The 19,219-nt window shown below is 70.5% G+C and carries 15 protein-coding genes; 7 read left to right on the top strand and 8 right to left on the bottom strand.

The window, feature by feature from the left end:
• A partial coding sequence (locus PQI23_RS04170) for a hypothetical protein (RefSeq protein WP_339971811.1) occupies positions 1-211 on the bottom strand: 211 nt, incomplete at its 3' end.
• A gap of 92 nt (positions 212-303) precedes the next feature.
• Between PQI23_RS04170 and PQI23_RS04165 the strand changes: the two genes are divergently transcribed.
• Positions 304-1,581: a D-alanyl-D-alanine carboxypeptidase family protein gene (locus PQI23_RS04165; RefSeq protein WP_339971809.1), complete on the top strand. Its 1,278-nt coding sequence runs from the start codon at positions 304-306 to the stop codon at positions 1,579-1,581.
• A gap of 36 nt (positions 1,582-1,617) precedes the next feature.
• Here PQI23_RS04165 and PQI23_RS04160 read toward each other — a convergent pair whose 3' ends face one another.
• The 4 genes from PQI23_RS04160 to PQI23_RS04145 form a co-directional block, all read right to left on the bottom strand.
• Complete coding sequence (locus tag PQI23_RS04160) at positions 1,618-2,889, bottom strand: M20 family metallo-hydrolase (protein ID WP_339971808.1); 1,272 nt, start codon at positions 2,887-2,889, stop codon at positions 1,618-1,620.
• Between the two features lie 70 nt (positions 2,890-2,959).
• Entirely contained in the window at positions 2,960-4,609 is a 1,650-nt protein-coding gene (locus PQI23_RS04155) for an amidohydrolase (RefSeq protein ID WP_339971806.1), read from the bottom strand.
• 11 nt (positions 4,610-4,620) lie between these two features.
• Positions 4,621-6,303, bottom strand: coding sequence for a thiamine pyrophosphate-dependent enzyme (locus PQI23_RS04150; protein ID WP_339971804.1), 1,683 nt, complete (start codon positions 6,301-6,303; stop codon positions 4,621-4,623).
• A 105-nt stretch (positions 6,304-6,408) separates the two neighbouring features.
• Positions 6,409-7,740, bottom strand: coding sequence for an MFS transporter (locus PQI23_RS04145; protein WP_339971802.1), 1,332 nt, complete (start codon positions 7,738-7,740; stop codon positions 6,409-6,411).
• 159 nt (positions 7,741-7,899) lie between these two features.
• Here PQI23_RS04145 and PQI23_RS04140 point away from each other — a divergent pair, with 159 nt between their 5' ends.
• Positions 7,900-9,072 carry a helix-turn-helix domain-containing protein gene (locus PQI23_RS04140; RefSeq protein ID WP_339971801.1) on the top strand — a complete coding sequence of 391 codons (1,173 nt, stop codon included), beginning with the start codon at positions 7,900-7,902 and terminating at the stop codon, positions 9,070-9,072.
• A 26-nt stretch (positions 9,073-9,098) separates the two neighbouring features.
• Here PQI23_RS04140 and PQI23_RS04135 read toward each other — a convergent pair whose 3' ends face one another.
• Both PQI23_RS04135 and PQI23_RS04130 read right to left on the bottom strand, forming a co-directional pair.
• Positions 9,099-10,508 carry a M20/M25/M40 family metallo-hydrolase gene (locus PQI23_RS04135; protein WP_339971799.1) on the bottom strand — a complete coding sequence of 470 codons (1,410 nt, stop codon included), beginning with the start codon at positions 10,506-10,508 and terminating at the stop codon, positions 9,099-9,101.
• A gap of 84 nt (positions 10,509-10,592) precedes the next feature.
• On the bottom strand, positions 10,593-11,264 hold the full coding sequence (locus tag PQI23_RS04130; protein WP_339971797.1) for a TetR/AcrR family transcriptional regulator: 672 nt from the start codon (positions 11,262-11,264) through the stop codon (positions 10,593-10,595).
• A 166-nt stretch (positions 11,265-11,430) separates the two neighbouring features.
• On the opposite strand from PQI23_RS04130, the gene PQI23_RS04125 reads away from it, so the two are divergent.
• Genes PQI23_RS04125 through PQI23_RS04105 form a run of 5 tightly spaced genes read left to right on the top strand, consistent with a single transcriptional unit; the run spans position 11,431 to position 18,329 of the window.
• Positions 11,431-13,104, top strand: a complete 1,674-nt coding sequence (locus tag PQI23_RS04125) for an amidohydrolase (protein WP_339971795.1) — start codon at positions 11,431-11,433, stop codon at positions 13,102-13,104.
• Positions 13,105-13,115: 11 nt separating this feature from the next.
• On the top strand, positions 13,116-14,735 hold the full coding sequence (locus PQI23_RS04120) for an ABC transporter substrate-binding protein (protein WP_445238400.1): 1,620 nt from the start codon (positions 13,116-13,118) through the stop codon (positions 14,733-14,735).
• Complete coding sequence (locus tag PQI23_RS04115; protein ID WP_339971791.1) at positions 14,735-15,799, top strand: ABC transporter permease; 1,065 nt, start codon at positions 14,735-14,737, stop codon at positions 15,797-15,799. The genes PQI23_RS04120 and PQI23_RS04115 overlap by 1 nt, the downstream gene beginning before the upstream one ends.
• Positions 15,796-16,716, top strand: a complete 921-nt coding sequence (locus PQI23_RS04110) for an ABC transporter permease (protein WP_339971789.1) — start codon at positions 15,796-15,798, stop codon at positions 16,714-16,716. Before PQI23_RS04115 ends, PQI23_RS04110 begins: the two co-directional genes overlap by 4 nt.
• The gene (locus PQI23_RS04105; protein WP_339971787.1) at positions 16,713-18,329 is read left to right on the top strand and encodes an ABC transporter ATP-binding protein; all 1,617 of its coding nucleotides are present in this window, start codon (positions 16,713-16,715) and stop codon (positions 18,327-18,329) included. Before PQI23_RS04110 ends, PQI23_RS04105 begins: the two co-directional genes overlap by 4 nt.
• A 7-nt stretch (positions 18,330-18,336) precedes the next feature.
• On the opposite strand, the gene PQI23_RS04100 is transcribed toward PQI23_RS04105, so the two are convergent.
• Positions 18,337-19,131 carry an alpha/beta fold hydrolase gene (locus PQI23_RS04100; protein ID WP_339971785.1) on the bottom strand — a complete coding sequence of 265 codons (795 nt, stop codon included), beginning with the start codon at positions 19,129-19,131 and terminating at the stop codon, positions 18,337-18,339.
• Positions 19,132-19,219 lie beyond the last annotated feature (88 nt).

Here is a 19,219-nt window from a genome sequence, read left to right as displayed (position 1 = left end):
CGAGCCCGACCGGGCGCACCCGCATCGACCGACCACCGAGCCGAGTGAGGTTCACGCAGATCAGACCGCCAGACGCGAACCCGCCTCCCGACCCCGACCCGCCTCCCGACCCGTCACCCGCTGCGGCTCCCGGCCCGAGCCCGGCGGCCGCGCGGAGCAGCCCTGACGACGCACGGCACCCCTTCTGACCACCGCGCAATCCGAAGTCCACCTAGGGTGGATCGAGTGAGCCCGAACGCAGCACCAGATGACGCTCCCCCGGCATCTCCGAAGCGCCGGAGGACGCGTCGTCTCCTCGGCGTCGTGGCTGCGAGCATCGTGCTCCTGCTCGCGATGGCGTACGCGATCATCTGCGCCATCGCTCCGTTGCCCGAGCCGGTCGTGACGCTCGACGAGCCGACGAGCGCGCGATTCGCCGCCGCCGACACCCAGGTGCAGCAGGCGGTCGACGCCGAGACCGAGCCGACGGCGGTGGGCTGGCTCCACGAAGACGAGGTCTGGACGAACTCGCGGTCACCCGCTCCGATCGCAAGCATCTCGAAGCTCGTCACCGTGCTCGTCGTGCTCGACGCGCAACCAGTGGCTGCGGGAGCCGACGGGCCGGTGCACGTGTGGACCGCCGAAGACGCGGCGCGACAGGCGGAATACCTCGCCGACAACGGCGTCGCGTTTCCCATTCCGATCGGCACGGAGGTGACGGCGCGCCAGATGCTGCAGCTCGCGCTGGTTCCATCGGCGAACGACTTCGCCACGGCCTACGCCTACTCGGTGTTCGGCGACAACGAGGCGTTCCTCGCAGCCGTGCGTGCGTGGCAGGAACGCGAGAGCCTGACGTCGCTGACGCTGTTCGAGCCCACCGGCATGGACGAGCGCAACGCGGCATCCGCTTCGGATGTGCTGCGGATCGCCCGCCTGGCGCTCGAGAACGAGACGATCGCGGAGATCGTGGCGATGCCCCAGGTCTCGCTTCCGTGGGGCGTCGGCACCCTGGAGAGCACGAACCCCCTGTACGGCGCGCTCGACGGCGTCGTCGGCGTGAAGACCGGGCGCACGAGCACCGCGGGGTATAACCTCGCCGCAGCGCGCACGAGCGATGCGCTGGGGCGCGACGTCGTACAGATCTCGGTCGTGCTGGGGCGTGAGTCCGCCGAGGATCGCCTTCGGTCGAGCCTCACAATGCTCTCCGCACTGGATGCTGCACCCCAGCGACTCACCATCACCGCCCGAGGCGAACGACTCGGCACGGCGACGACGGTCGACGGCGTCGAGATCCCGATCCTGTCGGACGACGATGCGGAAGCCGTACTGCTGCCGGGCGAAGCGGCGACCCGTACCGCGGTACTCGAACGGGGCGGGTTCTCGGCGGCGGGAGAACCCGACGCCGGGCTCACGGGGGCGGACGCCGAAGCCGGTCGGATCATCGGCGAACTGCGCATCTCCGTCCCGAACGATCCGAACCACTCGGACAACTCGAACAACCGGAACGATGCCGCGGTGGACCTCGTCACCGGATCCGACATCGTCGCTCCGAGCTACGGGTGGCGCCTCACCCACCCGCGCGAGCTCTTCACCTGGAGCTGATGCGTCGGTGCACTGACGCGGCTCCTCGCGTCACCCTCAATCGAGAAGCGCACCCGCGGCGAGTCGACGCACGACGCCCGTGAGATGGTTCACGCCCGCGACGAGGTCGGCCTCCTCGGTGAACTCGTCCAGGCTGTGCGAAATGCCCGCGACGCTCGGCACGAAGAGCATCACCGTGGGCACGGAGTCCTTCATGTTCGTCGAATCGTGACCGGCGACGGTCATCACCCGGTCGTGCGCGAGCCCGAGCTCGTCGGCGACTTCGCGGGCCAGTTCCACGCCGGACTCCGGGTAGGGATTCTGATCCCAGCTGTGCTCCGCGGTGACGGTGATCTCCACGCGATCCTCGCGCTGCACCCGCTCGATCGTGCGCTGCAGCGACGCGTGCGCCGCGCGGATCACGTCCGCGCTCGGCGAGCGCAGGTCGAGCAGCAGCTGCACCTGACTCGCGACGACGACGGGAGAGTTCGGGTACACGTTGAGCTCGCCGCACGCGGTGTGCAGTGCGCCGGGCGCGAACTCGTCCACGAGCTCGCGCGCGGCCACCACGAGCCTGGCGGCTCCGAGCAGCGCATCGCGGCGGTCGGACATGAGGGTCGATCCGCTGTGCGCCTGGGCCCCGGTCACGGTGAACTCGAACTTGTGCGCCGCCCAGGTCGCATTCACGAGGCCGATCGTGACCCCGTCCTCCTCCATGCTGCGCCCCTGCTGCACATGGATCTCGGCGTACGAGGCGACCTCGCGGCCCGTGTCGCCGCCGAAGACACCGCCGTCGCCGCGTTCACCGAGCGCATCGAGCGCCGCGGCCACGGTCACACCGTTCGGGTCGGTCGTCGCGAGCGCCGTCTCGAGCGGCATCTTGCCCGTGAAGACCGAGCTCCCCATCATCGAGGGCTTGAAGCGCGAGCCCTCCTCGTTGAACCAGTTGACGACCGCGAGATTGCACCGCGCCGCAGACGGGTCCGTGCGCAGCTCATCGGCGACGCGGAAGCACGCGTGCGCCGACGCCATCACGCCGAACGCGCCGTCGAAGCGACCAGCCGTCGGCTGCGAGTCGAGATGCGACCCGGTGAGCACGTACGGCGCACCGGGCACGAGCTCGAGCAGACCGAACTGGTTGCCGGCGGCGTCGCGCTCGACGGTGAACCCGTGCTGCTCGAGCAGCTGCGCGAACCAGGCGCGCTGCTCGCCGTCGGCCGCCGTCGCGGCCTGCCGGTCGACGCCGTTCGTTCCGGGTACCGCGCCGAAGCGGGAATGCACGGCCCAGTCTGCGAGGAATGCGTCGTCGTGCTGCTGCGTCATGGTCATCCTTACGTGCGAGAGAAGCGGGGATCCTCCGAGCGCGAGCGTGCGCGCCCGGGGCGGGAAGAGAGTCCGGTCAGGATCGTGAGTCGTAGCTCAGCGCACCGCCGAGCACCGTGGCGACGATGTCGAGGTCGGCGACGCGCGGGGCGGTCAGCGGCGAGGCGGAGAACACGGTGAAGTCGGCGAGCTTGCCGCGCTCGAGCGTGCCCTTATCGGCGAGCTGCCCGGTCGCGCGCGCCGCCCACTCGGTGTGCGTGCGGAGCGCCTCCTCCGGCGTGATCGCCTCCGCCGCGCCCAGCACGGTGTCCTTCTCCGTGCGGCGGTCGATGGCGGCCTGCATGCCGCGCCGCAGGTTGTTGTCGGCGACCGGCAGGTCGGAGGATCCGGCGAGCACGATTCCGGCGTCGATCACCGACCGCCCGCGGTACAGCCAGTCCTCGCGATCGCGACCCACCCGATCCGCCATCTGATCGCCGAAGGCGCTGATGAAGCCCGCCTGCGGCGTGACCGCGACCCGCAAGCGCCCGGCGCGCTCCACCTGGTCGGGTCGCGCGATGCCGAAGTGCTCGATGCGGCACGGAACGTCGCGACGCCCGTAGCGATCCTGCGCCTCCTCGATGAGGTCGAGTGCGAGGTCGATCGCGGCATCGCCGATGGCGTGCAGCGCGAGCGGCCAGCCCGCACGGTACGCGCCGAGGGCGCGCTCGCGGTACACCTCGGGCTCGTCGAGGAGATACCCGGTGTTGTGCTCGTGGCCGCAGTAATCCTCGGTGACCGCAGCCGTCGCGCCGAGCAGCGACCCGTCGAGGAAGACCTTCACGTGCCCGAAGCGCACGGCGTCATCGCCGAACCCGGCGCGGATGCCGAGGTCGAGGCCGGCGCCCTCGCCCTCGCGCGCGAAGTCGGAGGCGTGGCCGCTGAGCGGGCGGAGGGCGTCGATCGCCGGCATCAGCTGGGCCCGAGCGTGCAGCCGACCGCGCTCGGACGCCGCCTGGTACGCGGCGACCTCGATGGGGCTGTGGCCGATCCACCCGCCGCCGACCCCGGCCTCCGTGAAGCTCGTGATGCCCTGCGCGGCATACCGACTCGTCGCCGCTTCGAGTGCTTCGACGAGACGCTCGGTCGAGTACGGCAGCAGCAGCGCCTGCACGAGGCCCTGTGCCGCTTCTTCGAGCAGTCCGGTCGGAGCGCCCTGCGCATCGCGCACCACGACTCCCCCGGTCGGGTTCTCGAAATCGGCATCGAGCGCCCCGACGAGCCGGAGCGTCGCGGTGTTCGTGATCGAGGCGTGCCCCGAGGTGTGGCGCAGGTACAGCGGACGGCCGCCCGTGATCTCGTCGAGGCGATCGATATCGGGGAAGGCTCCGCCGTGATGCGCCTGGTTGAAGCCCGTGCCGTGCACCCAGGCGTCGGAGTCCCCGAGCGCATCGAGGCGATCGACCTCTTCCGAGATCTGCGCGTACAGCGCATCGAGTCCGCGCGTCACGCTGAGATCGATGGAGGTCAGCCCGAGGCCCCACCACGCGGTGTGGCAGTGCGCGTCGATGAGCCCGGGGGTGATGCAGGCGTCTCCGAAATCGTGCGTCTCGGCGGCGCTCAACCCGGCGATCTCCTCGTCGAAACCGACGATGCGGCCGTTGATGACGCCCACCGAGGTCGCCGACGGTCGTTCGGGGTGCATGGTGAGGATCTCACGGGCGGTGAGGATCATATCGAGGTGCATGGCGGTTCTCCTCAGGCTGCGATCTCGGTGGCTGCGGGCGGCATGACGCTCTCGTCGATGAGCACGTGGATGAGCGCCGGGCTCTCTGCGGCGAGCGCACGATCGAGAGCCGGAGCGAAGTCCTCCGTGCGCTCCACCCGCTCGCCGTGCCCGCCGAACGCGCGCATCCACTCGGCGAAGTCGGGGTTCGCCATTCGGGTGCCCGATGGGCGACCGGGGTAGTGCTTCTCCTGATGCTGCACGATCGTGCCGTAGATGCCGTTGTCGACCACGATCACCAGCGGCGCACCCCCGTGGGCGAAGGCGGTCGCGAGCTCCTGCCCGTTCATCATGAAATCGCCGTCGCCGCACACGGCGACCACGCGACGGTCGGGGAAGGCGAGCGACGCCGCGACTGCAGCGGGCACCGCGAGGCCCATGGCGCCGTTGCGCGCACCGACCAGGCTCGCGGGCTCGAGGTGCTTCACGAAGCGATGCGCCCAGATCGTCGCGTTGCCCGCTCCGAACGTCAGCACCGCCCGTCCCTCCAGGCGGTCGTCGAGCTCGCCGAAGGCGACGCCGAGGTCGACGCCGGGGTGCTCGGTACCGGCGGGGATGCCCGAAGCACCGGCGACTCCGGGCACCGACGCATCGGGGCGGTGCGCGGCGAACCGCTGCTGCACCTCCGCGCGGGCGTCCATCCACGCCGTGTCGCGCGCGCCGCGGGCCTGCTCACCCTCGGTCGTCTCGAGCGCGGCGACGAATGCCGCGGGCGTCGCGAGAATCTGCTGATCGATGCGCCCGGCGTGCATGGTGGCCTCCGGGTCCATCGACACGAGCACGGTCTCCGCCTCGAAGCCGAGGCGGTACCCGTCGCTCATGACGTCGGATCGGCCGCACCCGACGAACACGAGCAGGTCGGCCGCCGCGTACCCATCGGCCACCGCATCCGCGCGGCCGTAGCCGAGCCACCCCGCCCACGCCGGGCCCTCATGGGGAACGGCGTCGTAGGCGCGCCAGTCGGCGAACACCGGGATGCCGGCGTCGGCCGCGAAGTCGAGCAGTGCTCGGCCCGCTCCCGAGTGCCAGCCGTCGCCGCCCGCGATGATCGCGGGTCGTTCGGCACGGGCCAGGCGCTCCGCGAGTGCGGTGATCTCGCCGGTCGATGGCTGCGGATCCGGCACCGCGATGGGCTCGCTCCGCGCCGCGCCCGTCAGCTCGACGAGCACGTCCTCGGGCAGGCCGACGACCACGGGGCCGGGGCGGCCGGCCGCTGCGACGCGCATGGCCTCGGCCACGATTTCGCCCGAGCGATCCGCATCGTCGATCGTCATGACGCGCTTCGCCGTCGAGCCGAACCACCCGGTCAGACTGAACTCCTGGAAGGAGTCGCGCTCGCGGTCGGCGACCGGGATGAGGCCCACGAAGAGCACCAGCGGCGTCGCATCCTGCCAGGCCGTGTGGATCGCGATCATAGCGTTCGCCGCCCCGGGGCCGCGCGTCACCATCGCGACACCCGGGAGGCCCGTGAGCCGCCCTTCGGCGAGCGCCATGAAGCCCGCTCCGCCCTCCTGACGGCAGACGACCGTCTCGATCGTCGAATCGTGCAGCCCGTCGAGCACGTCGAGGTAGCTCTCGCCGGGAACGGCGTAGACGCGCTGCACGCCGTGCGCCTCGAGGGTGCGGACGATGAGGTGACCGGCCGACTGTGACATGTGATGCGATCCTTCCGAGGTGACGAGAAGCCGTGGTGACGAGGGCCCAGAATGAGAGGGGCCGGTGCGAACCCCCGGCGAGAGGATCCGCACCGGCCCGATCGGTCAGTGCTTGAAGCCGGGCAGGTTCACGCTCAGGCGGGGCGCGACGGCACCGGCGAAAGCGGAGAAGAGGCTCAGGAAGATGAGCATCGCAGCGGCGGGCCACCAGTGGTCAGCGGCAGCGGCGACGAACCCGGTGGCGAGCAGGGGGATGAAGCCCGAGAGCATGCCCGCGGTGTTCTGCGCGAGGCCCACGCCCGTGTAGCGCGTCTTCGCCGGGAAGAGGCCGGTGAGCACGGTGCCGGAGGCGGCGTACGGCAGCGAGAGGGCCGCGACGGCGAGCGTCATCGAGAGCACGACCAGCACGGGGTTGCCGGAGGAGAGCATCAGGAATGCGGGGATCGCCACAACCGCGGAGGTCACACCGCCCCACAGGATCACCTTGCTCGCACCGTACTTCGAACCGAGCACTCCGCCCCAGAGCAGCACGAAGATCTCGACGAAGGCGGCGACCATGCTGCCGAGGAGCATCAGCGACGAGTCGTACCCGAGCACGTTCACGCCGTAGTACACGCAGAACGCGGTGACGAGGTAGAACCCGCCGACGCCGAGCAGCGCTGCGGCCATACCGACGATGATCTGCTTCCAGCTGCGCTTGAAGGTGCTGGCGACGGGGGTCTTGTCGACCTCGCCCGACTCCTCCAGCTGGCGGAAGACCGGCGACTCCTCGAGCTTCGAGCGGATGTAGACGGCGACGAGCAGCAGCGGGAACGCGATGAGGAACGGGATGCGCCAGCCCCAGGAGTCGAAGCTCTGCTGCGACAGGAGGAGCGTCATCACGAAGAAGCCGCCGGAGGAGAAGATCGTGCCGATGGGCGAACCGATCTGCGGAATCGCCGCGTACCGGGCGCGGAGGTGCAGCGGCGCGTTCTCGACCACGATGGTCATGGCGCCCGACCACTCGCCGCCGACGAAGAGCCCCTGCAGCACGCGCAGCAGCACGAGCAGGATCGGGGCCGCGATGCCGATGGCCGCGTAGGTGGGGAGCAGGCCGATGAGGCCGGTCACGACGCCGATGCCGACGATGGTGATCATGAGCACCTTGCGGCGCCCGATGCTGTCGCCCATGCGCCCGAAGATGATGCCGCCGATCGGGCGCGCCGCCAGGCCGACGCCGAAGGTGGCGAACGACGCGAGGGCCGCCGCGGTGGCGTTCTCGCTCGTGAAGTACTGGACGTTGAAGACCAGCGCGGCCGCTGCGCTGAACAGGAAGAAGTCGTACCATTCGAGAGCGGTGCCGATCAGGGCTCCGATTGCGACCTTGTTCGCGTCTTTGACGCTCAGTTCTTGCGTGGCGCCGTATTCGATCGATGCCGTGTTGGTTGTCTCGCTCATGCGTTCTCTCCGTCGAGGATGCGGGATCCGTGAGGTGCAGCTCTCGCGCGGTTGCGCGGGCGTCGGTACTCGATCTTCGCAGGGAATCCGCACACCGGGAGTGCTATATCGCCCCCGAACGCTCGGAGATTCCAGTGCATATGCACATACACTGGGCGCATGGACGTCCGTTCGGCCGACGCACTCAGCGACACCCCCACCCCGAGCGACCGCGACCGATGGCTCGAGCTCCTCGCCGAGCTCGACCCGGAGTCGCTCACCGACCGGTTCCTGTCGCGCGTCGGCACGGTACCCGGGTACGACCCGGCCCCGATCCCCGTGTCGGAGCTGAGACGGACGGGCACGCTCTCGTTCGTCTCGCTGATCGAGGGGCTGCGTGCGGGCGGATTCGCGGAGCCCGTCGCCGTCGCCACCGACGTCGGCGTCTCGCGGGCGCGCGCCGGCATCCCGCTCACGTCGCTCATGACCGCCATCCGTCATGATTTCACCGTGCTGTGGGAGGCGCTCACCCGGGCTGCGACGGCGGAGGACGCCGAGCTCATCGTGCGGCACACGAACATCGTGCTGCGCACCGTCGACGACTACGTGCATCAGACGGAGGCCGCGTACCTCGACGAGCTGCAGCGCATGAACGAGGAGCAGGCGTCGGTGAGGCAGGGGCTCATCGCCTCACTCTTCCAGGATGCGCAACCGGGCCCCGAGCGCCTGCAGACGATCGCCTCGGATCTGGGGCTCGGCGACGACGCCCCGCTGCACGTGGTCGCCGCGGTCGGCGACGACATCACGGCGCTCAGGGTGCACATCTCCGAGCTCGAGCGCGCCGGCGGCAGGGTCTACACGCACCACCTCGGAGAGACGCTCGTGGCCTTCATGCGCCAGGCATCGCTGCCGGGGTCGCGGCTCTCGGAGGTCGCGGCGCGCGTGCTCGATCTGCGCGTGGGCGTCGCCCTGGCGCTCGGCGGCGTCGCCGACCTCAGGCAGTCCGCCACCACCGCGCGCGCACTGGCGCGAGCGTTCACTCCCGAGGAGTCCGGTGCGATGACGTGGAGCCGCGGTTGGGCGCGGCTGGCGGCGCGCAGCCTGCTCGATGCGGGCAACCCGATCCTCGCCGATGTGCACGACGCGCTCGCCCGCTGCACTCCGGCGGAACGGGTGCGGCTCGAAGAGGCCGTGCGCGGCTACCTCGACACCGGCAGCATCGGAGCCGCCGCCGAAGCGCTGTACTGCCACCGCAACACGCTCGCCAACCGGCTGCGCCGCTTCGCCGACCTCACCGGCGTCGACCCGCTCGTGCCCGCGGAGGCCGCGCGGCTCGTCGTCGGCTGGGCGTGATCGCCGCCGGCCGGGGCGATGCGAACTCAGGCGATGCGATCCGCCACGATGCGCTGCAGCGCCTCGAGCGAGAGCGTCACCGATTCGACGTCGATGCGCTCGTCGTTGCCGTGCACGCCCTCGCGGTACCGCTCGTAGCTCCAGTCCGGGCCGAGCAGCCCGAAGCCGTACGCGGGGATCCCGAGTTCGCGCAGCACGCGGGCATCCGAGCCGCCCGCCGCCATGATCGGCACGACGGGAGCATCGGCGACTGTTTCGACGGCGCGCTCGATCGCGGCGAAGAGCGGGGTATCCGACGGCGATGTGGTGGCCGCCCACCCGCGCAGATGCTCGATCTCGATGTCGTTCGCCAGCGGGCCGAGCACGGCGCGGAGCAGGTGATCCACCTCCTCGTCCGTCGTACCGGGGAGGGTGCGGATATCGAGATCGATGGTGCCCACCGCCGGAATCACGTTGTGCGTCATTCCCGCGCGCAGCACGGTCGGCGACATCGTGATCCGCGACACCGCGTGCGCGTACCCGGCGATGCCGCCGAGGTGCGGCAGCGCGGCGTCGAGTCGCACCGGGTCGCGCAGCCGCTCGGCGAGTGCCGGATCCTGAATCCGGGCGCTGACGAACGCGTTCCAGAGCGGACCGAGCTGCGCAGCGGGCATCACCTCGCCCAGCCGCTGCAGCACCTCGCCCACACGGTACGAGGCGCTCTTCGCCCCGTACGGAATCGAAGCGTGACCCGGCTTGCCGTGGATCACCAGACGCCGCCCGGCGGATCCCTTCTCGGCCACCTCGATCGCCACGTGCCGGCCCATGCGCATGCCGCCGGACTCCGAGAGCGCCTCGGTGACCCGCACGACCTCGGGGTGCTGCCGCACGAGCCAGTGGATGCCGTACTCGCCGCCGCCCTCCTCGTCGGCGACCGCGATCAGCACGACATCGCCGCGGGGCCGCTCCGGCGCGAGCGCCGCGTCGCGCAGCACGCAGGCGAATGCAGCCGTGAGGTAGAGCATGTCGACCGCGCCTCGGCCCCAGATCTCGCCGTTGATGAGGTCTCCGCCGAAGGGGTTGCGGGTCCAGCCGTCGGGGTCGACCGGCACGACGTCCAGGTGCCCGAGCAGCCCGAGCGCCGGCGCCGTCGGGTCGGTACCGCGCAGCCGGGCCACGAGCGAGGCGCGACCGGGCGCCGACTCGAGCACGTGCGTCTCGACGCGCCCCGTCGCGACGGCGTCGGCGAGGAAGCGCTGCAGCACGCGCACGCTGCGGATCTCCTGCCCCGACCCGACGCTGCCGTCGTTGACGCACGCCTCGCGGATCAGAGCGCGCAGGAGCGCGATCGTGTCCGCCGCGGAGCCGGTGGCGGAGTCTTTCGCAGAGCCGCTCGCAGAACTGCTCGCAGGGGCCGCTGATGTCGGTGCCGTCGATTCCTCGCCGCGTTCAGACACCGGTCGTCCCCTCCTGTTCCCGGGCCGCGCCCGCTCCACTCCTCCACCCTACTCGGGCGAGCCGGGTCGGGAAGGGCGGGTGGTTCACACCGCGACGGCGCGTTCGACGGAATCGAGGATCGCGGAGACGCCCGCGCGAAACACCGTCATCCCGTCGACCGCGAGCAGGGCGTCCCGGTGCGCGTCGACGAGCGGGTAGTCGCTCAGCGAGATCGGCCCGAACGTGCTGATCCAGGGGATCGAACCGTCTCGAGCGAGCGGGCCGCGCTGAAAGGTCTCGTTGGCCATGGCGGATGCGTGCGCCAGCATGAAGCCGGAGATCGCGGCGTAGAACCGGATGAGATCGTCGCCCGAGAGCCCCGCTTCCACGAGCATCTCGAGGATGAACTCGACGGCGGACGCGTCGCCCGGGCCGGCCGGGTCGGTGACGGCGCCCTCCTTGCCGATGGCGGGGTACTCGAGGCTCAGTTCGGCGGTGCGCGTCACGACGATCTCCAGGCGCTCGCGCCAGGTGCCCGTCGACGCGCGCCCCGCCTCCGCCGCCCACCCGCTCATGCGGTCGAGCGAGGCGCGCACCAGCTCGTCCTTGTTGCGGAAGTGGCGGTACATCGCCGACGCGTCGACGCCGAGGTGCTCGCCGAGCCGCTTGAACGTGACCCGGGAGGTCGGTTCGGTGCGTGCGAGTTCGAGCACACCGTCGACGATCGTGCGCTGGTCGAGTCGCACCCGCTTCGCACCGGCACTGCTCGCCACCATCGGCCTCCATCGTCAGCTGTGTTTCGGTTCCATTTCGCCGTGCACTCAGTGTAGCCAGCAGCGGTCACGAAGAGTCAACGTTCATGTCATCGGCGTTGACGCGGCGCCAGATCTCCCCTACGTTGATCACCTACGCATCGAAGAAGATACGCCGAAGGAGGCTGCGGTGGCGCACACCCCGACCGCTGACACCGTGTTCGAGCACGGATGGATCTACACCGGAACCGAGAGCTCACCCGTCTCCGGAGGAGTCGCCGTCGCCGACGGCCGCATCCTCACGACCGACGCCGACGAGGTGGCGCGCCTCGCAGAAACGGCGACCACCCGCGTCGACCTCGCCGGCCGCCTGCTGATCGCGGGGTTCCAGGACGCGCACGTGCACCCGGTGATGGCTGGCATCGAGCTCCTGAGCTGCGATCTCTCCGGCTGCGAGACCGCGGAGGAGACGCTCGCCACGATCGCAGCGTACGCCGCGGAGCACCCCGAGCTCGAGTGGATCCAGGGTGCGGGCTGGTCGATGGACTCCTTCACCGGAGGCACCCCCACCCGCCAAATGCTCGACGAGATCGTGCCCGACCGCCCGGTACTGCTCGAGAACCGCGACCACCACGGCGCATGGGCCAATACGCGGGCGTTCGAGCTCGCCGGGATCACGGCGGAGACCCCGGATCCCGCGGACGGACGCTTCGAGCGCGAAGCCGACGGCGCGCCCGCGGGTACCGCGCACGAGGGCGCGATGAGCCTCTTCGGCTCGGTGCGCCCGCGACCCACGCTCGACCAGGCGTACGACGGCCTGCTCGCAGCGCAGCAGCATCTCGTGTCGTTCGGAATCACGGCATGGCAGGATGCCGCCGTCGGCGAGTTCATGGGCAGCCCGGACACCGTGCCCGTGTACCTGCGCGCAGCGCGGGACGGCGCGCTCAAGGTGCGGGTGCGCGGTGCGCAGTGGTGGAACCGGGAGGACGGCGACGCGCAGCTCGGCCCGATCCTCGCCCGCCGCGACGAGGTGGCGAGCGAGTGCCACCCCGATCGCCTCTCGCTCGCATCGGTGAAGGTCATGGTCGACGGGGTAGCGGAGAACTTCACGGCGGCCATGCACGAGTGCTACCGCGATCACCACGGCAATGCGACCGAGAACCGCGGCATCTCGTTCTTCGACCCCAGCGACATGGCCCGCTTCGTCGCCGCGCTCGACGCCGCGGGCATGCAGGTGCACTTCCACGCGCTCGGCGACCGCGCGGTGACCGACGCGCTCGACGCCGTCGAGTTCGCGCGGGAGCAGAACGGCGCGAGCGGCAATCGCCATCACCTCGCCCACCTGCAGGTCGTGCGCTCGGAGGACGTGGCGCGCTTCGCCCCGCTCGAGGCGACCGCGAACATTCAGGCGCTGTGGGCGTGCCATGAGGATCAGCTCGACACCCTCACCCTCCCCTTCCTCGCAGACGACGCCGAAGACCACCACTACCCCTTCGGCGAGCTCCTCTCGTCGGGCGCGCGCCTCGCGGCCGGCAGTGACTGGTCGGTGTCGAGCCCCGACCCGATCCAGGCGATCCATGTCGCCGTGAACCGGCGCTCGCCGCAGAGCGGGCTGCCGCCGCTCGGCCCCGAGTCGCAGAAGCTCACCCTCGCGCAGGCGCTCGACGCGTACACCCAGGGCACGGCCCGGGTGAACCACCTCGATCACGTCACCGGGCGCCTCGAGCCCGGGTACTACGCCGACCTCGCGATCCTCGACCGCAATCTCTTCGATCTCGCTCCCGAGGATCTGCACACGGCGCGGGTCGATGAGACGTGGATCGGCGGCGAGCGCGTCTACGTTCGGGCGGAGGACGCAGCGTGACCCGCCGCCGCATGCGCCGGGCCGCCACGGCGGGAACGGCGATCCTGCTCGCCGCAGGTCTCGTCGGGTGCGGGCAGAGCGCGATCGGGAAGGACGCGGGCACATTCGAGCTCGAGGCGACCACACCCGCCCCGGTCGGCGAGATCGATTCGTTCACGTGGGCGCTCGGCACCGAGCCGTACTCCCTCGACCCGGCCTACGCGTTCGACTACAACGACAACACGGTCCTCTCGAACGTGTGCGATTCCCTGCTGCGCTGGAACTCCGACCTGTCGGTCTCGCCGGGGCTCGCGACCGCGTTCGACCACCCCGACCCGCTCACCTGGGTGTACACGATTCGCGAGGGCGTGAAATTCCACGACGGCACCGAGATGACGCCGAACGACGTCGTCGTCTCCCTGAAGCGGCACCTCGACCCCGAGGTCGCCTCGTTCTGGTACGACACCTTCAAGAACGTCGACACCATCGAGCAGACGGGCGAGCACGAGGTCACCGTGCGCACCGTCGTGCCCGATTCGCAGTTCAACCAGCTGATGTCGGCCGCCCCGGGCGTGATCCAGTCGGCTGCCACCACCGAGGCCGCCGGAGCCGACTACGGCAACCAGTCGACGGGCGTGAACTGCACCGGGCCGTTCTCGTTCGGCGAGTGGCGCTCGGGCGAGTCGATCACCCTGAACCGCTTCGACGACTACTGGGATCCCGAGCTGCGCGCGAAGGCCGAGCAGCTGACCTTCGTGATCCTCACCGACGCCAACGCTCGCGTGAACGCGCTGCAGACCGGCGAGATCGACGGAGCCTGGACGATTCCGAGCAACGCCATCGACGTGCTGCGCGCCAGCGACACGGGCAGCGTGCACTTCGGCCTGAACGCGACCGTGCAGAGCCTCATCGTCTCCGACATGGACGGACCGCTCGGCGACGTGCGCGTACGACAGGCGCTGACCATGGCGCTCGATCGGGAGGCGCTCGTGCGCGCCGCGGTGCAGGGGTACGCGACCCCGACCGACGCCCTCACACCCGAGTCGGTGTGGATCAACGGCGATCCCGAGGCGACTGAAGCCGCCTTCGATGATCTGCCGAACCACGACTACGACCTCGAAGAAGCGCGACGGCTCGTGAAGGAGGCCGGTGCGGAGGGCGCGAAGATCACGTACGCGACCGCATCGCTCGACGCCTCGTTCGACGTGATCTCGCAGGCGGTCGCGTCGGCCGGCGCGGAGATCGGCCTCGACATCGAGATCGACACGCGCACGCCGAACGCCTACACGCTGCTCTTCTCCGACCCGACGGCCCTCGAAGGCGTCGACCTGATGACGACGCGCTGGTACCTCTCGAGCACCGACCCGCTCGAGATGTACGCGGTGCTGCGCACGGGAGAGTTCTCGAACTACGGCCAGTGGTCGAACGAGGAGTTCGACACGATCGTGAACGAGGCCCTGCAGACCGACGACCCGTTCGCGCGGTCGCATCTCGCGGCCGAGGCGCAGCGGCTCACGAGCGAGGAGCTCCCCTGGATCCCGCTCTTCGACGTGCCGACGACCCTGTGGCTCGGAGAGCGGATCACGGGCGTCGATCCGTCGATCTACTACATGTACTACCCCTGGGCCGCGACGATCGGGAAGGCGGAGTGATGCGAACAGCCGACGCTGCTGCGAATGAGACACGGGCCGTGCGCCTGCGGGAGGACGGCGCCGATTCGCGCCGCACCCGAGGGAGCCGAGGCGGAGGCGCGCGCGGCGGTGTGACGGCGCGCTTCGTGCTGGGGCGCGTGATCGGACTCGTGGCGACGCTGTTCGCCGCCTCCCTCGTCGTGTTCTTCTCCCGGTTCGTCGTACCCGGCGACCCCGCCCGCTTCCTGCTCCGCGGCCGCAGCCCGAGCCCCGAGGCGATCGCCGAGGTCACGAGGCAGTACGGGCTCGACAAGTCGCCGATCGAGCAGTACCTCTCCTGGATCGGCGGGGTCGTGCGCGGAGACTTCGGCCGCTCGCTGCAGTACCGCGACGACGTGTCCAGCGTGCTGCTCGCCCGGCTTCCGGTCACCCTGGAGCTCGTCGCCCTCGCCGCGGTGATCATCGTGCTCTTCGGGCTCGCGGCCGGCGTCTTCGCCAGTCTGCGGCGCGGCAAGCTGACGGATCGCGTGATCCTGATGACGTCCACGGCCCTCGGCGCGGTGCCCGCATTCGTCATCGCGATCCTGCTCATCGCGGTGTTCGCCGTGCAGCTCGGATGGTTCCCCTCGTTCGGCAGCGGCGACGCGGGGTGGGATCGCTTCGTGCACCTCATCCTGCCCGCGTTCGCGCTCGGTCTCGCCTTCGTCGCGCTGATCGCCCGCGTGACCCGCTCGTCCATGAACGAGCAGTTCGTGCGCGAGCACGTCGAGGTGGCGACGAGTCGCGGCCTGACCCGCTCCTCCGTCGTGCTGCGGCACGTGCTGCGCAACGCGATCGGGCCGATCCTGCTCGTCAGCGGGGTGCTCGTCGCGGGTCTGCTCGTCTCGAGCGCGATCGTCGAGCAGACGTTCGGCCTCGCCGGCATGGGCTCGCTGCTCGTGCAGTCGGTCGACCGCCTCGACTTCCCGGTGGTGCAGGCGATCGTGCTCGTCGTGGTCGTCGCCTTCGTCACCATCAACACCATCGTCGATCTCATCCAGCCCCTGATCGACCCCCGCATCGCCGCAGGATCGGAGACCCGATGAGCACTTCAGCCTCGCAGGCCGCGCCGCGGCCATCCTCGTCCGGTTCATCGCCGGATGCTCCTCCCAACGCGACCCGCGCCCTCGCCGTGCCGAAGGCGCTGCGGCGCCGGCGCTTCTCCGTCCAGGCCACGGTGTCGCTCGTCTTCGTCGCGGTGGTCGTACTGGCCGCAGCGCTCGCGACCCTGATCGCGCCGTACAACCCCGACCACGTCGACCTGCAGAACGTGCTCTCGGGCCCGAGCTGGGCGCACTGGCTCGGCACCGACGCACTCGGCCGCGACCTGCTCACCCGGCTCATGTACGGGGCGCGCACCTCACTCATCGGGCCGCTCATCGTCGTGATCGGCTCGACCGTGCTGGGCCTCCTGCTCGGCCTCGTCGCAGCCTGGCGCGGCGGCTGGATCGACGCCGTGCTCTCGCGCGTCTTCGACTTCCTGTTCTCGTTCCCGGCGATGCTGCTCGCGATCCTCGCGGTCGCCCTCTTCGGCAAGGGGCTCTTCGCCCCCGTGCTCGCGATGACCATCGCGTACATCCCCTACGTCGCGCGGCTCACGCGCGGGCTCATCGTGGCCGAGCGCACCCGCCCGTACGTCCAGGCCTACCGGGTGCTCGGATTCCGCGGGTCCTGGATCGCGCTGCGCCGCGTGCTCCCGAACGTCGTGCCGACCGTGGGCGCTCAGTCGACGCTGAACTTCGGTTACGTGCTCGCCGATCTCGCCGCGCTGTCGTTCATCGGCCTCGGCGTGCAGGCCCCCACCGCCGACTGGGGCTCCATGATCAACGAGAGCCGCGGCGCGCTCATGAGCGGGGCGCTCCTGCCCACGTTCGTGCCCGCCGCGGTCGTCGTGCTCGTGGTGGTCGCCATCAACATCATCGGCGAAGAACTGTCCGACCGCATCGGAGGCAACTTCTCATGACCCAGCTCCTCGATATCGCAGACCTGTCGCTGCGCGTTCCGGGCCGCGGACCGCTGCTGAACGGGGTATCCCTGTCGGTCGCGGCCGGCGAATCGGTCGCGCTCGTGGGCGAATCCGGATCGGGCAAATCGCTCACCACCCGCGCCGCTCTCGGCCTCTTCCCCGAGCGCGCGTCCCTCGAGGGGTCGGTGCGCGTCGGCGACATCGACACCGTCACCGCGAGCGAGGCGCAGCTGCGCACGATCCGCCGCACGCGTGCGTCGATGATCTTCCAGGATCCGCGCGCCGGCATCAATCCCGTGCGCACACTCGGCGACTTCCTCACTGAGACCCTCGTGCGCTGGCACGAGCTCAGCCGATCCGACGCCGCCGCACGCGCTGTGGCGCAGCTCGAACAGGTCGGGTTGCCGCGTGCCGCCTCGTTGCTCGACCAGTACCCGCACCAGCTCTCGGGCGGCATGCTGCAGCGCGTGATGATCGCCGCAGCACTGCTCGATTCGCCCGATCTGCTGCTCTGCGACGAGCCGACCACCGCGCTCGACGTCACCACGCAGGCGGGCATCGTCGACCTGTTGCGCGAGCAGCAGGCGGCGCGCGGCATGGGCATGCTGTTCATCACCCACGATCTGGGGCTGGCGGCCTCACTGTGCGAGCGCGTCGTCGTGCTGCGCGGCGGGCTCGTGGTGGAGGAGGGGCCGACCGAGACCGTGTTCCGCGCCCCGCAGGAGACGTACACGCAGGAGCTGCTGGCGGCGACGCCGCGCATCGAGGTGCGCGCGGCAGCCGGGGAATCTGCGTCGGATCCCGCCGCGACTCCCGCGGAAACCCCGCTCATCGCGGCGTCCGGGCTCACGAAGCGCTACCGGGTTCCGGGGCGCGACGATGTGACCGCGCTCTCCGGCGTCGACTTCTCCCTCGCGCGCGGCGGGTCGCTCGGCATCGTCGGTGAATCCGGGTCGGGCAAATCGACGCTCGCCCGGATCCTCGTGGGGCTCGAGCAGGCCGACGACGGCGAGCTCGCATTCGACGGCGCCCGGCGCCCCGACCGGGCGATGTCGGGGGCCGAGCGCCGGGAGCTCGCCGCGACGACCCAGATGGTGTTCCAGGATCCGTACCTCTCCCTCGACCCGCGCATCGCGATCGGGCGCGCCGTCGCCGACGTCGTCCGCCTGCATCGCGGGGGCTCGCGGCGCGATGCCGAGTCGGACGCGGCCTCGCTGCTCGAACGCGTGGGCATCCGCCCCGATCAGCTCGCGGCTCGGCCGAAGGCGCTCTCGGGAGGGCAGCGCCAGCGCGTCGCACTCGCGAAGGCGCTCGCCGCGCGGCCGAAACTGCTCGTGCTCGACGAGGCGACCAGCGCGCTCGACGTATCGGTGCAGGCGCAGGTACTCGAGCTCATCGAGGAGGTGCGCGACCAGTTCGGGCTCTCCATCGTCTTCGTGACGCACGACCTCGCCGTCGTCTCGCGCATCTGCTCGGAGACGCTGGTGATGCAGCGCGGCGAGGTCGTCGAGTACGGCAGCACGGCTCGGATCCTCACCGACCCCCAGCAGGACTACACGCAGCGCCTCATCCGCTCCCGCCCCGAGCCGCTCTGGCAGCAGGCGGCGTAGATGCGCGCTACACCTCGCCGCGCAGGAAGTCGATGCCGATCCGCTTGAAATCGCGCGCGCCCGGCGCGTTGAAGTGGTGCCGCCCCTCGATCTCCACGAACGTGCCGTTCGGCAGCTGCGCGGCGAGCTGCTTCGAGTCGTCGAAGATGCGATCCTCGGTGCCGGTCGCGACGAGCACGGGCTGCTGCGGCGGGCGGCCCATGTCGGGGTTCTCGTCGCCGAACCGCATGCCGCCGGCGAGCGCGATGAGGGCGGCGAGATCGTTCTCGGGCACGCGCTCGGCGAGCTTCACGTAGTTCTGCGTGGCCTGGTCGGTGACGGGCGTGCCCTGCTCGAGGTAGGCCCGCGCCTGCGCGAGGTCGAGACGGCCGAGCGGTCGCCCGTCCGGGATGCCGCCGAGCACGGCCCGCTCGATGCGGTCCGCGAGGTCGACCGCCACGTGCCACCCCACGCGCGCGCCGAGCGAGTAGCCGAGGTAGAGCACTGGGTCGATCATGTACGTGTCGAGGATCACCTCGACATCCGACACCAGCAGCGGCATCTGGTAATTGCGCGGTTCAACGGGCTTCTCGCTCATGCCGTGACCGCGCTGGTCGATGCCGAGCACGCGGAAGCCCGCGCGCAGGAGGCCGCCGACCCAGCCCGTGCTCACCCAGTTGTCGCGGCAGCTCGATGCGAAGCCGTGCACGGCCAGCACCACGGGCGCGTCCTCGTCGCCCCAGGTGTACGTGGCCAGTCGGAAGCCCTCCTGAGACATCACGTACACAGGCTCGGGCATCTCGGGGATCAGAGGGATCGTCATCCCTCTATTGTGGCGGGCGCTCAACCTCGAATGGTCGAGCGCATGCCCGGAAGGTATAGGCCGAGATGCTTCTGTCACCGACTGGCTG

The sequence above is a fragment of the Leucobacter sp. USCH14 genome (assembly GCF_037619215.1).
In the GTDB taxonomy this organism is placed as follows: Bacteria; Actinomycetota; Actinomycetes; order Actinomycetales; family Microbacteriaceae; genus Leucobacter.
The sequence above is the reverse complement of the archived record's forward strand: the minus strand, read 5'-3'. Positions and strand labels throughout refer to the sequence as shown.